The organism is Bacillus sp. 007/AIA-02/001 (assembly GCF_004634455.1).
Taxonomy (GTDB): domain Bacteria; phylum Bacillota; class Bacilli; order Bacillales; family Bacillaceae_G; genus Bacillus_A; species Bacillus_A cereus.
The window spans coordinates 509,587-523,311 of sequence record NZ_SEIY01000002.1 but is presented as its reverse complement, the minus strand read 5'-3'; the positions used below and the strand labels follow the sequence as shown (position 1 = coordinate 523,311).

Genomic DNA, 13,725 nt, shown 5'->3' with positions numbered 1-13,725 from the left:
TATTTCAAAACTGCTATAAGGAAAAGAGTATAAATTGTATGTAAAAAAATTTTTCCCAATGTTATTATTTTATATCGAGTCTGATTTTACATAAAACTACAAATCATTATTTACTGTATTGCCCTTAGTTACGGAAACAATTATACTAGATGTAATCGAAATAAATAATCTGAATATTCTCAGAATTTAAGGTAGACCTTTACTGTCTACATATAGAATTAGAAATATGTCCACTAAATTGATTAGAAAACGATAATAACATTAGGAGGATTACGATGCCCCAGCTTGATTCATTACATCCCACTGTAGAAAAAATAATCAATAATATTGAAAAAATAATGGTCGGAAAACGAAAAGAAACCATCTTAGTTTTGACAGCTCTCTTAGCTGAAGGTCATGTGCTATTAGAAGATGTTCCTGGTGTCGGAAAAACAATGCTAGTACGTGCTCTTTCTAAATCCATTGATGCTGATTATAAGCGAATTCAATTTACACCTGATTTATTGCCGTCAGATGTAACAGGAGTTTCTATTTATAATCCGAAAGAGCTCCAATTTGAGTTCAAGCCTGGACCAATTATGGGGAATTTTGTACTTGCTGATGAAATTAATCGTACATCTCCAAAGACACAATCTGCTTTACTTGAATGTATGGAAGAAGGCAATATTACAATAGATGGTATTACAAGACCTTTACCAAAGCCGTTCTTTGTCATGGCTACACAAAATCCGGTCGAATATGAAGGAACATATTCTCTACCAGAAGCTCAACTCGATCGTTTCTTATTGAAACTAAAAATGGGATATCCTACACCAGAGGAAGAATTTGAAATTTTAAACCGGATGGAAAAAACGAATCCACTCTCTCAATTACAGACCATTACTACAATAGAAGAATTACTTTATTTACAACAAAGCGTACGGGTAGTAAGTATGGACAAAGCAATTAAGCATTACATTGTAAAGCTTGTTAATCAGACTCGTACGTACAGTTCTATACAGCTAGGTGCAAGTCCACGTGGCTCAATTGCTTTAATGAAAGCTTCACAAGCTTATGCATTTATCCATAGCAGAAATTATGTTATTCCAGACGATGTTAAACTTTTAGCTCCTTACGTTTTAGCGCATAGGCTCATTCTAAAAATGGAAGCAAAATTTGAAGGAATAACTGGCGAACAAGTTATCGCAAAAATCGTTGCACGAACTACCGTGCCTACTCAAAGGGCGATGAACCCTTGATGAAACGAATGCTGCGAGCGCTATATCACGTTATGAAGTTATCGCTACTCCCTTTATGCCTAGTCTTAACATTTATGTACGCTATGTTTCAAGGCGGGTTTGTCAGTTGGTTTTTGTTTTACAGCATAATTCCCATTGCTCTTTATTCGCTACTACTCCCCTTCTACGCTTTACGGGACGCTGAAGTAAAGCGAATAACAAACCAGAATGGATATGTAGTAGGAGAACAATTTGTAAGCACGATTACAATAAAAAGAAAATTTCCTTTTCCCTTACTTTATTTAGTTATAGAAGATGAACTGCCACCACAATTTATAAGTTGTAAACAAATAAAGATGAATAAGGTAGTACTCTTCCCAGGATTGGAACGAAATATTTCGTTTCAATATGTTATTGACACAATCCCTAGAGGCGAGCACACTTTTTCAAGCGTACGTGTCAAAACCGGCGATTTATTCGGCATGATAGAGAAAGAAGCAACTTTTTCAGTTCCAAATACATTTTTAGTCTATCCCCAGTATGTAGATATAGCGTATCGACAATTGGAAAATCATTTCGAACAAGGAGCGCTTTCAGCAAATATAAATTCAGCAAAAGACTCTACAATCTCTGTCGGTGTCAGAGACTATAAACCTGGTGATCGCTTTTCATGGATTGATTGGAAAGCAACTGCACGAACAAACAATATTATGACAAAAGAGTTTGAACAACAGCGCAGCCATAATATCATGATATTCATAGACAGAACCGAGTCTCCTCTATTCGAATCAGTCGTCACATTTACTGCCTCTATCGTAAGGGCTGTCTTGAAACAAAATTCACCAGCATCATTCGTTTCTATCGGAAAAGAACAAACTATTTTCCCTTTAGACAATGGAGATACGCAGTTACAACAAATCCTTTGTCATTTAGCAAAAGTACAAGCAGACAGTGTATTTCCGCTCTCCCAGAGTGTAGACATGGAACTAAGAAAAATTTATGAGCCCGTCACGGTTATACTCGTGACCAGTAATCTTTCTCCCGATATTCAAAAGGCGGCTGATTGTGCTGCTATAAGAAATAGAAAATGTATGGTTTTTGTCGTGAAAGAAAAAGCGAATCAACTTTCACACCGAGAACTCAGTATACTAGAAACTCTAAAAAAACGACAAATATTTGTAAACACGGTTTATGAAAACCGGTATACAAACGTGTTTTTTGAGGTGAGCAAATGATGCTATTACAAGCAAAATACAAGTGGGATACGAACAGATTCTTCATGCATGCATGTGTATTTCTTCTTTTACTAGAATGGCTAAGACCTCTTATAGGTATTACAAATGTAGGTAGATTAGATATTTTCGTAACATTTATAGGAATTTGCTTCGCTCTCTCTTTTTTTCAAACGAGGTGGCAGATTCCTATAAAAATTGTCACAGTCTTATTTATCATTCATTCCCTATATTATAAAAATGCTTTTATAAATCCATCTTGGCTAACAACATTCTTTTCTGATATGTTTCGAAATTCCTCCCTGTTTTTCCAAGGGAATTTACTAGATATTTCTCCAGTTTTTCCGACGGTTTTATTTTTTCTCTCATTTTGGTTTTTGAGTTCTTTCACTTCATTTTGGATTATTCATAAAAAACGTGGGTTTCTATTCCTTGTATTGACTATTATTTATATCGCAACTTTTCATAACTTACATTTATACAATGCAAACTACGCTATTATTCGTACTGTTGTCATCGGCTTTTTTATGCTTAGTCTTCTTCAAGTAGAACGAATAAAAGAACGTGAACACTTACAAAATTATGCTAGAGAAATCTCAAAATTACTTAGACCACTTACAATATTTATCGTATTATTAGCAACCATTGCATACTTTGCTCCAAAATTTGGCCCTCAATGGCCAAACCCAATGGATTTTTTAAAATTCAACACATCTGAAGCAAGTAAAGAGCAAAAAGTTTCTACAATTGGGTATGGTTTAGATGACTCGCGATTAGGCGGTCCTTTTAAGGCGGATCCTACAATTGTTTTCACAGCACGAACGCAAAACAAACAATATTGGAGAGTAGAAACAAAAGATTTTTATACAGGAAAAGGCTGGGAAATTTCTGAAAATCCGAAAAAGATTTCTTTTAAAAATAAAAACGACGTCGTAAGCTGGTACGAACAAAATACAAAAATGAAAACGACTGAGGCAACAATTACCATGCAAAAAAGTTACCCTCACCTTACCTATCCAGCAGGATTAGTATCAGTTGAGGCTGCTTCTGATGTATCATACAGTGTTGACCCGTTTTCAGAAAAAATTTATACAATGAATGGAGACTCTTCTACTACTTTACATTCGTATAAAGTAACATATGAGATCCCTGAGTTTTCCATAGAAAACTTGAAAGCTGTAAAAACAAATGAAGGTCAAGAAACAAATCCTTATTTTATGACAAAGTACACACAACTTCCCAAGTCATTACCACAGCGCATAAAAGACTTGGCTGTCAATCTTACAAATGATAAAGACAACCGATATGATAAAGTATTAGCTATTGAAAATTACTTTACAGACAACTCTTTTACATACGAATCAACGAATGTCTTATTCCCTGCCAAAAGCCAAGATTATGTAGATCAATTCCTTTTCGATACAAAAAGCGGCTACTGTAATAATTTTTCGACGTCTATGATTGTACTACTTCGTTCTGCCGGGATTCCTGCTCGCTGGGTAAAAGGCTATACAGAAGGAACTCTTGACAATACACTTGCCTCTGCAGAAGGTGAGGATGTTTATACAATCACGAACGATAACGCACACTCTTGGGTCGAAGTATATTTCCCAGGATACGGATGGATTCCATTCGAACCAACAAAAGGATTTACTAATCCCTATAATTTTATAAATAATACGCCTGCTCCTATTTCACAAAATAGCGAAGCAAATAATTCTAATAACACGCAAATACAACAACGAAATAATGAAGCAAAACTTAAAAGTTTAATAGAAAATACAGAAGAAGCTTCTACTAAAAAGGTCACAAATTCTCAAACTAGTTTTTCTTGGTGGTACGTATTCCTCTCTACGATACTAATTAGTATTATGGGATACATTCTCTTCACCACTAGAATGATATGGAGGACATTTCTTATTATTCATTTCTATAAATACCGAAAAGATGATGCTGTTTATCAAAAAGCTTACGGTGCACTTTTAAAACAATTTGCGAGAATTGGCATGCCACGGGGTGAAAGTCAAACATTCCGAGAATACGCTCTCCATATCGATACACTTTACAACTCGGCCGATATGCAACAACTTACTGCCAGTTATGAGAATGCTATGTATAAACAGGGGCAGGTTGCAGCAGAATGGAAGAAATCCGTACACTTATGGGAAGTGCTTATGAAAAAAGCAGCTTCTCTACCTAAATCAGATGGCTTTGATACAGTAATTTAATCTTGAAAATGTGAGTTTAAAGAAAACGTCTCAAAGAACTACATTGTTCTTTGAGACGTTTTTTAATAAAGTGAAACTCCTAATTATTCTCCAAGTACCTTCTCAATCTCAACCTCTAAATCTACCGGCTTCGTCTGCGGCGCAAAACGCCCTACTACTTTCCCGTCTTTTCCGATTAAAAACTTCGTAAAATTCCATTTCACTGCTTTCATACCGAGTAAACCTGGTGCTTGTTCTGTCATGTATGTATATAAAGGATGAGCCTTATCACCTTTCACATCAACCTTTGCAAACATTGGAAAGTTTACACCGTAGTTTAATTCACAAAAACTAGTAATGTCCGCTTCTGTACCTGGTTCTTGTCCGCCGAATTGGTTACAAGGGAATCCGAGTATTTCAAGTCCTTGGTCTTTATATTTATCATACACCTCTTGTAATCCTTTATATTGCGGTGTGAAACCACATTTACTAGCTACATTTACAATAAGAAGTGCTTTTCCTTCGTAATCTTTTAACGATTTTTCTTCACCGGTAATTGTTTTAGCTGAAAAATCATAAACTGTCATTGTCTTTGCCCCTCTCTTCACTATCATTCTATGTTTATACTATACTACATTCGTGAATATACATCTCTTATTACGTACTTATAAGATATAATGATAGCGCTTTATTTTCGTTCAAAATTCGACACATACTACTAGACTTTTATGATGGAAAGTTTTACAATTGAAATGTGAACAAAATGTGACAGTTTATATTCCATTATAAAAGAAAAGGATGGTGTCCATTATGAAAACTGCACAACATGAAACGATTTCAAATCGCGAGTTTTATTTCGTACTATATATGATGTTATTGTATGTTACTGGCTGGGTAATCGATGTAAATGGTTTATTCTTAAGCTCCTACTTTAATTTAGCAGGAGAAATTATGCTTCCATTAGTAGGCGGGATTGTTGGACTGTTCATTATGTCTATTAATAAACAACAAACGAAATAATAATATTACAAAAAGGCAGAAGACGAGCTTCGTTTTCTGCCTTTTTTCTATTTTATCGTATAATAGAAACATGCAGTATATAAGGAGTGGTAAATATGAAAAAAGTAGAGCAATTATCTTCTCACCTATATCTTATTGATGATTTCGATTTACAGCATAATGAACGAACAGGTACGTACGTTTTATTAGGTGACGATATTACTTTAATTGAAACTTGTGCAGCCCCTTCTCTTCCGTATATTTTAGACGGCTTACAACAATTACATATTGATTTAAACGATGTTAAAAACATTATCGTTACACATGTGCATTTAGATCACGCTGGCGCAGCTGGTTTAATGATGGAGAAGTGCCCAAATGCTACGTTATATGTGCATTCTCGTGGTGCTCGTCATATGATTGATCCAACAAAACTCATTTTAGGTGCAAAAGCTGTCTACAAAGAAGATTTCGATAAACTCTTTGATCCAATTCTTCCTATAGAAGAAGAACGTGTTCGTATTGTACAACATGGTGATACGTTAAAAATTGCCGAAGAACGTATCCTTACATTTTACGATACACCGGGGCATGCTAAGCACCATATTAGCATTCACGATTCATTAACAAACGGGATTTTCACTGGTGATACAATTGGAATTTATTATAGAGAACTCGCAAACGTTGGTGTAGAACTGTATCTACCATCAACGTCCCCTTCACAATTTCAACCAGATGCGATGATTGCTTCTAAAAATCATATTCAAAGTATGGATGTAGATACTATTTATTTCGGTCATTACGGCGCATCCTCTCATGTTACAGAAGTATACAATCAACTGGAACATTGGCTACCTATTTTCGTTCAGACTGGTAAGGAAGTCTTTGAAAAGTATAATGATTTCGATGAAGCGACTAAAGCTTTACAAACTTTGTTAATGGATAAAATCTCTTCTCATCTTACAAAGTTAAACGTTCCATCAGATCATTCCGTTTATAATATTTTACATCTAGATATAGAAATTAGTGCAATGGGCATTATTGATTATTTCACGAAGCAAGAAAAAGCAAACTCCACTATTAACTAACAGTAAAAGAAGAGATATACAACAGTAGTTATTGTATATCTCTTCTTTTTTTGAATATATTTTGAGTAAAGGATGGTGGAATATAATGCAAAAAGTGATGCTATACCTCTGCTTTACATTATTTATCGTCTTATTATTATTTGTAGGAGTAAAAATTCAATTTTATTTAGATACAGACACGCAAGTGAACTTTAACGTTTATCCAAGATTATTCTACTTTACACTCTTCCCTCTTATAGTTGGCATTTTATTACGATTCCTTCAATCTATTAATCGCGAAACAAGTAAACAAAACTGGAGCTTTCAACCGGATAAATTTATTGCTATTACAGTGCCTACACTATTCATTTCCTTTTCCCCAGCACTACTCTTTTCACCACTTGCAGAATACCTACCTTATTTAGTTAATATTATTCTAATAAATACAACTTTTGTTACGATAATTAGTTTAATAGCTGGTTATTCACTTTTAGATTGTTTTATACAAAAAGATACTGCAAATATGAAAAAATATAATTGAACACTCTTTTTTTGTTTTAATAAAAAAGCTCAAAGCTAAAGCATTGAGCTTTTTACTTATCTCACCTTTTCATCTACATACTCCATAAACTGCTCCGCTTGAATAAATCTTTCTTTGTACGCCTCAGGTACTTCTTCTACTTTCATCCCACCAGTTGATTTTGTCTTCACTTGTACGATTTCATATGTCATTAAAGCTTCCACATAACGGTCAAACTCTTTTTGTGTTAATACTTCTTTACTAGACTTATGACCATTTAATTTATCAAAGTATGGCTGAAGACCCATACTTACCTTTTTCATTTCTTCTCTTTTTGCTGGTGATAATTGATCATAATCAATATTACCGTTCGAATCTCCGTACGTAAGTTTTGCATTTGTTAATTTTTTTAGTTCTTTTGTAAACTCTTCATATTCCTTCGTACCCATTTCATCTTTCGCCTCTGATAATTTTGCACTAAAACGCATATACGCCTCTAATGTCATCGTTCCGGCATGTTTTTTTAAATTCTCGAAAGATCCGTATATACCATCCGCCATAATAGATTGATACGCAAAACCAGTCGTCGGGATTAAAAATGCTGCCGCAAGCACTCCTGCAATAAGACGCTTCTTCCTTTTGTTCCCTCCGCGATTCATTTTAATCTGAACAATTACTTTTTCTTTTAACTCCGGCGGGGCAACAATTCCCTTCGATTCTTCTTGTATAGATTCTCTAACTCTACAATCTAAACTCATTTCACATTCCCTACCTCTCCTAAAAAGATTTCTTCTACTTGCTCTTTTTGACGTAGTTTCTTTAATGCTGCGTGAATTCTAGATTTCACAGTACCAATTGGAATATGTAATATTTGTGCTACTTCTTCTTGTGAATAATCGTGTAAGTATCTTAAGATAATAACTTGTTTCAATTTATACGGTAATTTATGAATGAGTTCAATTAGTTTTTGGTTTGATATTTTACTTACAACATCGTTAGAAAAATCAATTTGCACTGACTTTCTTTGCTCTTCTGCTTTTTTTATAATTCGTAGTCGCATCCACCTCTTTCTTCTATAAGAGTGAATTTGTTTAATCGCAAGTCCAATTAGCCAAGGACGAAATGGCTTCTCGCTATCATACTTACGAAGCGATTCATATAGTTGTATGTATATTTCTTGAACGACATCATCTACATCCGTTTTATCCTCTATTAAAAAATGTGCTGTTTTATATACTTCTTGAATCGTTTTATCATACAACTTGCTATATGCTTCTTTATTTCCTGATAAAGTTAATTGGATTAAATGTGCGTAATCTATTTCACCCTTCATATTCCAGCCCTCCTTTGTCTTACACTATATATTGGCAGGTAATTCATATTTCGTTCGATTTTTTTAAAGTTTTTTTATATAAATTAATATTATGATTCATTGAGTTCATAAGCTTCACTTATAACCACACATAACTATTATATAATTTTCCAATTTCTGATAAAGATTTAAAATAATTTATATAGTCAAATTTAGGAGGATATATGATGAAAGCTATCGTTGTAACGTCGTTCGGTGGTCCTGAAGTGATGAAATATACAGATTTGGATATACCGGCTATTTCAGAAGATCAAGTTTTAATTCGCGTTGTTGCTACTAGTGTAAATTTCGCTGATATTAAATTACGTTATGGTAAAAAAGGAAATAAAGCACTACCTTTTATTCCAGGTATAGATGCCACTGGTATTGTAGAACGTGTCGGTTCTCATGTGAAAAATATTCACCCTGGACAACGTGTCATTGCTTTTCCTCAAAATGGATCTTACGCAGAATACGTTGTTGCAAATGAAAATCTTACTTTCGTATTACCCCATGAAGTTGACTTTCAAACTGCAGCCGCTTGTCCAATCGTATCTTTTACAAGCTATAATTTACTCGCAAATGTTGCAAGGCTTCAACAAGGTGAATCTGTACTCATTCATGCGGCTGCTGGCGGAATTGGCACTACTGCTATTCAACTTGCTAAACTATTAGAGGCTGGAACAGTTATAGGCACTGTCGGAAGTGAAGCAAAAAAAGAAATTGCTTTAGATGCTGGAGCTGATTATGTTATTTGTCATCAAGATGAAGATTTTGTAGAGAAAGTCAATGAACTGACAAATGGTGAAGGGGTTGATGTAATTTTAGACTCTATTTCTGGAACGGTTTCTGAAAGAAGTTTAAACTGCCTTGCTTATTACGGTCGCCTCGTTCATTTCGGTAATGCTAGCGGTGAAATTGGTAACTTTCAAACGAAAGATTTACATGCAAGTTGCCGCTCTATACTCGGTTTTAGCTTTGGAAACACACGAAAAAAGCGTCCTGAACTGCTCCAAGAAACTGCAAATGAAGTTTTCCGTTATTTGCGTGACGGACGTTTACAAATTAAGGCTACGAAATCTTTTCCACTTCAAAATGCAGGGAAAGCACATGAATGGGTCGAAAGTAGAAAAAGTACAGGGAAAGTAATACTAACCGTTTAGTCCTCTTCCTGAAATGAATACTGGAAACAGAGGTGGCATTCATGGGATCACGAATTATGCATGTTATTATCGCTAGTGGTATTGCTGAGAAACTATCAATTCACGATAAGACTTCTTTCTTACTTGGAGCTGTAGCCCCTGATGCTGTTCATTCAAAAAAAGAAAAAGGAACCTCACATTTTTATGCCGGTACAACGAAGAACTATACGAGAAGAATAGATTATGATTCATTTTTTCATAAATATGAATCACATATAGATTCCCCATTTATTTTAGGCTATTATACCCACCTCATTGCCGATGATAATTGGCTAAGTGGATTTTTTCTACCTTGGCTAAAAAATAGAATAGAGAATGACGAAACTATCGCACCCCTGTACTATAACGATTTTAAATTGTTAAATGCAAAGTTGCTTCATCATTACGATCAAGAACAACAGCTTTTCTCTCTTCTCAATCAAGAGGCTCACATTGTGGATATTGAAGAGGTTTCTAAAGAAAACGTTTTAGCTTTTCGAAAGTATCTTTTTGAAGATATGTTGTATCCAAAGCAACATTTGCATGAAGACTTACAAGTATTTACGTTTGACCAAATCGTTGGCTATATTGAGACAGCTATTGAAAAAGGAGTATTTTTTATTAAACAACTCTCTAATGAAAAATCCACTTCAAAAATTTAATCCCCCTCAAATATATTTGAGGGGGATTTTCACATAGCAATATTATTATTGGTTCTTCTCCATAACCGCAAAATAATTCCCTTCGCTATCAGCAAAGTTAAACACTTTACCAGAAGGCATAGTTACCATTTCTCCAACAGTAACATTTTTATTTGTTAAATCTGTATATAGTTGATCAAGATTTTCTGAGAAGAACATTAAAGACGGTGTACCAAGATTCAATTCTGGGCTCATTTTCGAAATAACTTCTTTATTATGTAATATAATGCTCGTTTCCGCACCGCTTTTCGGAGCGATTTCAATCCATCTCATTCCTTGCTTATTATCTTCCTCTGCAACTACATGAAACCCTACCTTCTCCGTCCAAAAATTTACTGCCTCATCTTGATTATTTACATATAACATAATTTGTCCTACTTTATGGATCATTACATTTCCCCCTAATGGTTTTTATATTCTATGTAGCTTTCTACAAATACTATCGTTATTCCTTTTGAGTTGGTATGTACTTCTTTGCAAAATTTATCGACTGACTCATCCCATCCAGTTCATCAAAATAATCATTTCTTTCAATCATGTTATATCCGTCGAATCCAATTTCATCTAATACTTTGAAGAATATATCGAAATCTACTTCACCATTCCCTGCTGCGACTTCTATATACTTAGTTGAACGATCACTTTTCACTTCTTTACAATCTTTAATATGAGTTTGTACTATATAATCTTTTAATAGTAATAAACCTTCTCCCGGATTTTCATTTACATCACTTATTAAATTTGCTGGGTCAAAGTTAACAGCTAGTCCTTTCGAGTTTGCAGTTTCTAAAAATCGTTTTAATACTATTGCTTTTTCAGATCCCGTCTCAATGGCGAAGAATCCTCCAAATCTGAACGCTAAGTCCCCTATTTCATTACAAACACGTAGCATTTTATCATAGTACTCACTATTTTCATCATCAGGGATTTTCCCAATATGGGCTGTTACTATGTTAGCTCCTAACCTTAACCCTTTATCAGTAATATATTTAAAACTCTCTATTACACATTCAGCTTCAGTTCCTATTATTCCATTTTCTCCGAAGCTAATTGCTAATGACGGGACTTGAATCTCATTAAAAGATAAGTTTTCTTTTAATGTATTCCATTGTTTCTTTGAGATGTTAGCTAAGTTGAAAGTCGGATTCATAGCATATAATTGAATATATTCTAAATCCCATTCCCTTGCTTTTTGTATTCCTTCGTTTACTTCAATATATTTTGTATTCAAAAACATTCCTAATTTCCTATCCATATGTGTACCTTCTTTTTATTATTTCGCATCATTTTAATATTCGACTTTTTTATATTATTTCCTCGTATAAACCAAATAAATAAACTACCCTTTTTTCGATACTCCCAGTAGAAGCATATATATGATAGGCACATTAAAAACACTAATACAATTCCCATTATCACTTGTTTACAAACAAAAAAGACGTAACTACAAATAGTTACGCCTTCTCCATCATTTATCTAGGCTTTTTCTTCCCAGTAAATGCTGGTTTCTTTTTCTTTGGTGCTTTCGGTTTCGTTTCTACGAATGATCCTTTGAACATTTCTTGCTTCGTAAATACGATGCCTAGTTTTTTCGCAAATTGCAGTAATTTGCGCTCTTCTTGTGGAGTTACAAGAGATACGACAGTTCCTTCTTTACCCATACGTCCAGTACGTCCTGAGCGGTGAATGTATTGGTCTACTGTGTCTGGTAATTCTAAGTGAATTACATGTGTTAAATCGTCAATGTCGATACCGCGCGCTGCAATATCAGTAGCAAGTAGAATTTCTAATTTCCCTCCGCGGAAAGCACGCATTGTCGCTTCACGCTCTTGTTTACTTGCTTCTGCATGAAGAGCCGCCGCTTTCATTTTACGGAATTTCAATTTCTCAGTAATTTCATCTAAACGGAATGGGTCGTTTAAGAAAGCAACTGCTTTTACATCGCCCATATGCATAATTCTTCTTACGTAATCATTTTTTTCGCGTCGCTCACAAATGATATACGTATGCTCAACTAAGCTTTTTGATTCTGCACGTGTTACACGTACTAATTGTGGTTCAACTGCTAAATCACGTGCCGCATCTTCTGCCGCTTTTGTCATTGTCGCCGAGAAGAATACTAATTGACGATCGCGCATCGTTGATTTAATTACATCTTGCACTGCGCCCATCATTTTTTGCTTTACAATTTGATCAAACTCATCAAATACAATTGTTTTTACTTCATGCATTTTTAGCTTTTTCATACGAATTAATTCTAAAATACGGCCTGGTGAACCGACAATTACTCTTGGGTGTTTCTTTAATTTTTCAACTTGGCGCTTAATATCTGCACCACCAATTAAAGATGCACCTGAAATTTCAGTTCCTGCTGTAAACTTTTGAACCTCTTCATGAATTTGCATTACAAGTTCACGTGTTGGCGCTAAAACAACAACTTGTGGCTGTTTTACTTCAGGATTAATTTTATGTAAAAGTGGTAATAAGTACGCTAATGTTTTTCCTGTTCCAGTTGGAGATTCAGCTATAACGTCTTGTCCTTCTAAAATAGTTGGAATCGCTTGTTTTTGAATTTCAGTTAACTCTTTAAAACCAGCCTTCTCCCAAGCTTGTTGTAAAAATGGTTGCATATCTTTTATCATTTGTTTTTCTCCTTTATCTCTATTTTTGAAGAAAATGCTGTATTGTTCGCACCGTTTCTATCATGTGTGAAATAACAGCTATTAAATCATCAACATGGTCTTCTGTAATCGCTTTTTGAAATAGAACCTCTACCTTATTATGATATGAAATCGCTTGCTTATTATATTCGTATGAAACTTTCTGCATAATCATTCTTTCTTTTCCCCATATAGAACGCATTAATGTTTCAATTTCTTCGCATTTTACTTCTGGTTGTTCTAACGGGAATGAAAATGCTAGCTTCATTTCACAACCTGGTGTAAACTGAGGCACTTCTAGTATTTCACCAGACAAGTTCTTTGCATCCACAGATAATGAAAATGTTGCTTCTACTAATGGTTCAAACGGTTCTGTTAATTGAAATGAGATATGATATATACGACTTAATGAAGCAAGATCCATCATATCTTTTCGATCTGTTACAAGAATATCTCCATGTAGATCAAAATCATACACAGCACCTTCTACGATTACTTTTAAATTGTCAAAAGCAGTTGGATCAAACATAATTTCCTCCAAAAAACAGGCGCCTTTCGATGGAAAGGCGCCACTTGATGTATATATAGTT

At 34.6% G+C, this 13,725-nt stretch carries 15 protein-coding genes; 8 read left to right on the top strand and 7 right to left on the bottom strand.

Annotated features, from left to right (window positions below):
* Positions 1 to 275 precede the first annotated feature (275 nt).
* From ES895_RS08120 to ES895_RS08110, 3 genes are read left to right on the top strand one after another with little or no spacing between them, the layout of a single operon-like run.
* Entirely contained in the window at positions 276 to 1,238 is a 963-nt protein-coding gene (locus ES895_RS08120; RefSeq protein WP_001135817.1) for an AAA family ATPase, read from the top strand.
* Positions 1,238 to 2,452 carry a DUF58 domain-containing protein gene (locus tag ES895_RS08115; RefSeq protein ID WP_000827545.1) on the top strand — a complete coding sequence of 405 codons (1,215 nt, stop codon included), beginning with the start codon at positions 1,238 to 1,240 and terminating at the stop codon, positions 2,450 to 2,452. The genes ES895_RS08120 and ES895_RS08115 overlap by 1 nt, the downstream gene beginning before the upstream one ends.
* Positions 2,449 to 4,677: a transglutaminase TgpA family protein gene (locus ES895_RS08110; protein ID WP_002103009.1), complete on the top strand. Its 2,229-nt coding sequence runs from the start codon at positions 2,449 to 2,451 to the stop codon at positions 4,675 to 4,677. Before ES895_RS08115 ends, ES895_RS08110 begins: the two co-directional genes overlap by 4 nt.
* Before the next feature lie 83 nt (positions 4,678 to 4,760).
* On the opposite strand, the gene bsaA is transcribed toward ES895_RS08110, so the two are convergent.
* Positions 4,761 to 5,243 carry a glutathione peroxidase gene (bsaA, locus tag ES895_RS08105; RefSeq protein WP_000219434.1) on the bottom strand — a complete coding sequence of 161 codons (483 nt, stop codon included), beginning with the start codon at positions 5,241 to 5,243 and terminating at the stop codon, positions 4,761 to 4,763.
* A 223-nt stretch (positions 5,244 to 5,466) separates the two neighbouring features.
* Here bsaA and ES895_RS08100 point away from each other — a divergent pair, with 223 nt between their 5' ends.
* The 3 genes from ES895_RS08100 to ES895_RS08090 all read left to right on the top strand — a co-directional run bounded on the left by ES895_RS08100 (position 5,467) and on the right by ES895_RS08090 (position 7,263).
* Positions 5,467 to 5,676 carry a DUF3925 domain-containing protein gene (locus ES895_RS08100; protein ID WP_000844984.1) on the top strand — a complete coding sequence of 70 codons (210 nt, stop codon included), beginning with the start codon at positions 5,467 to 5,469 and terminating at the stop codon, positions 5,674 to 5,676.
* A 95-nt stretch (positions 5,677 to 5,771) separates the two neighbouring features.
* Positions 5,772 to 6,743, top strand: coding sequence for an MBL fold metallo-hydrolase (locus tag ES895_RS08095; protein ID WP_000754970.1), 972 nt, complete (start codon positions 5,772 to 5,774; stop codon positions 6,741 to 6,743).
* An 85-nt stretch (positions 6,744 to 6,828) separates the two neighbouring features.
* Positions 6,829 to 7,263, top strand: a complete 435-nt coding sequence (locus ES895_RS08090; protein WP_001174544.1) for a hypothetical protein — start codon at positions 6,829 to 6,831, stop codon at positions 7,261 to 7,263.
* Between the two features lie 56 nt (positions 7,264 to 7,319).
* Here ES895_RS08090 and ES895_RS08085 read toward each other — a convergent pair whose 3' ends face one another.
* Positions 7,320 to 8,000, bottom strand: a complete 681-nt coding sequence (locus ES895_RS08085) for a DUF3600 domain-containing protein (RefSeq protein ID WP_000050697.1) — start codon at positions 7,998 to 8,000, stop codon at positions 7,320 to 7,322.
* Positions 7,997 to 8,575 (bottom strand): sigma-70 family RNA polymerase sigma factor, encoded by a 579-nt coding sequence (locus ES895_RS08080; protein ID WP_000675563.1) that lies wholly within the window; start codon positions 8,573 to 8,575, stop codon positions 7,997 to 7,999. The genes ES895_RS08085 and ES895_RS08080 overlap by 4 nt, the downstream gene beginning before the upstream one ends.
* Positions 8,576 to 8,781: 206 nt before the next feature.
* Here ES895_RS08080 and ES895_RS08075 point away from each other — a divergent pair, with 206 nt between their 5' ends.
* Together ES895_RS08075 and ES895_RS08070 are read left to right on the top strand one after the other, a co-directional pair.
* Entirely contained in the window at positions 8,782 to 9,756 is a 975-nt protein-coding gene (locus ES895_RS08075; RefSeq protein ID WP_000644627.1) for a quinone oxidoreductase family protein, read from the top strand.
* Positions 9,757 to 9,797: 41 nt separating this feature from the next.
* Positions 9,798 to 10,436, top strand: a complete 639-nt coding sequence (locus ES895_RS08070) for a zinc dependent phospholipase C family protein (RefSeq protein ID WP_000535630.1) — start codon at positions 9,798 to 9,800, stop codon at positions 10,434 to 10,436.
* A gap of 45 nt (positions 10,437 to 10,481) precedes the next feature.
* On the opposite strand, the gene ES895_RS08065 is transcribed toward ES895_RS08070, so the two are convergent.
* From ES895_RS08065 to ES895_RS08050, 4 genes are all read right to left on the bottom strand, one after another.
* Positions 10,482 to 10,865: a VOC family protein gene (locus tag ES895_RS08065; protein WP_000581467.1), complete on the bottom strand. Its 384-nt coding sequence runs from the start codon at positions 10,863 to 10,865 to the stop codon at positions 10,482 to 10,484.
* 55 nt (positions 10,866 to 10,920) lie between these two features.
* Positions 10,921 to 11,730 (bottom strand): sugar phosphate isomerase/epimerase family protein, encoded by an 810-nt coding sequence (locus ES895_RS08060; RefSeq protein WP_135238277.1) that lies wholly within the window; start codon positions 11,728 to 11,730, stop codon positions 10,921 to 10,923.
* Between the two features lie 217 nt (positions 11,731 to 11,947).
* The gene (locus ES895_RS08055; protein ID WP_000588613.1) at positions 11,948 to 13,117 is read right to left on the bottom strand and encodes a DEAD/DEAH box helicase; all 1,170 of its coding nucleotides are present in this window, start codon (positions 13,115 to 13,117) and stop codon (positions 11,948 to 11,950) included.
* Between the two features lie 19 nt (positions 13,118 to 13,136).
* Entirely contained in the window at positions 13,137 to 13,664 is a 528-nt protein-coding gene (locus ES895_RS08050) for a hypothetical protein (RefSeq protein ID WP_000460219.1), read from the bottom strand.
* Positions 13,665 to 13,725: the final 61 nt, after the last annotated feature.

Bases quoted from the DNA above. Each gene is read 5' to 3' on its own strand.
- ES895_RS08120 (WP_001135817.1), top strand. From the start codon at position 276: ATGCCCCAGCTTGATTCATTACATCCCACTGTAGAAAAAATAATCAAT.
- ES895_RS08115 (WP_000827545.1), top strand. From the start codon at position 1,238: ATGAAACGAATGCTGCGAGCGCTATATCACGTTATGAAGTTATCGCTA.
- ES895_RS08110 (WP_002103009.1), top strand. From the start codon at position 2,449: ATGATGCTATTACAAGCAAAATACAAGTGGGATACGAACAGATTCTTC.
- bsaA (WP_000219434.1), bottom strand. From the start codon at position 5,243: ATGACAGTTTATGATTTTTCAGCTAAAACAATTACCGGTGAAGAAAAA.
- ES895_RS08100 (WP_000844984.1), top strand. From the start codon at position 5,467: ATGAAAACTGCACAACATGAAACGATTTCAAATCGCGAGTTTTATTTC.
- ES895_RS08095 (WP_000754970.1), top strand. From the start codon at position 5,772: ATGAAAAAAGTAGAGCAATTATCTTCTCACCTATATCTTATTGATGAT.
- ES895_RS08090 (WP_001174544.1), top strand. From the start codon at position 6,829: ATGCAAAAAGTGATGCTATACCTCTGCTTTACATTATTTATCGTCTTA.
- ES895_RS08085 (WP_000050697.1), bottom strand. From the start codon at position 8,000: ATGAGTTTAGATTGTAGAGTTAGAGAATCTATACAAGAAGAATCGAAG.
- ES895_RS08080 (WP_000675563.1), bottom strand. From the start codon at position 8,575: ATGAAGGGTGAAATAGATTACGCACATTTAATCCAATTAACTTTATCA.
- ES895_RS08075 (WP_000644627.1), top strand. From the start codon at position 8,782: ATGAAAGCTATCGTTGTAACGTCGTTCGGTGGTCCTGAAGTGATGAAA.
- ES895_RS08070 (WP_000535630.1), top strand. From the start codon at position 9,798: ATGGGATCACGAATTATGCATGTTATTATCGCTAGTGGTATTGCTGAG.
- ES895_RS08065 (WP_000581467.1), bottom strand. From the start codon at position 10,865: ATGATCCATAAAGTAGGACAAATTATGTTATATGTAAATAATCAAGAT.
- ES895_RS08060 (WP_135238277.1), bottom strand. From the start codon at position 11,730: ATGGATAGGAAATTAGGAATGTTTTTGAATACAAAATATATTGAAGTA.
- ES895_RS08055 (WP_000588613.1), bottom strand. From the start codon at position 13,117: ATGATAAAAGATATGCAACCATTTTTACAACAAGCTTGGGAGAAGGCT.
- ES895_RS08050 (WP_000460219.1), bottom strand. From the start codon at position 13,664: ATGTTTGATCCAACTGCTTTTGACAATTTAAAAGTAATCGTAGAAGGT.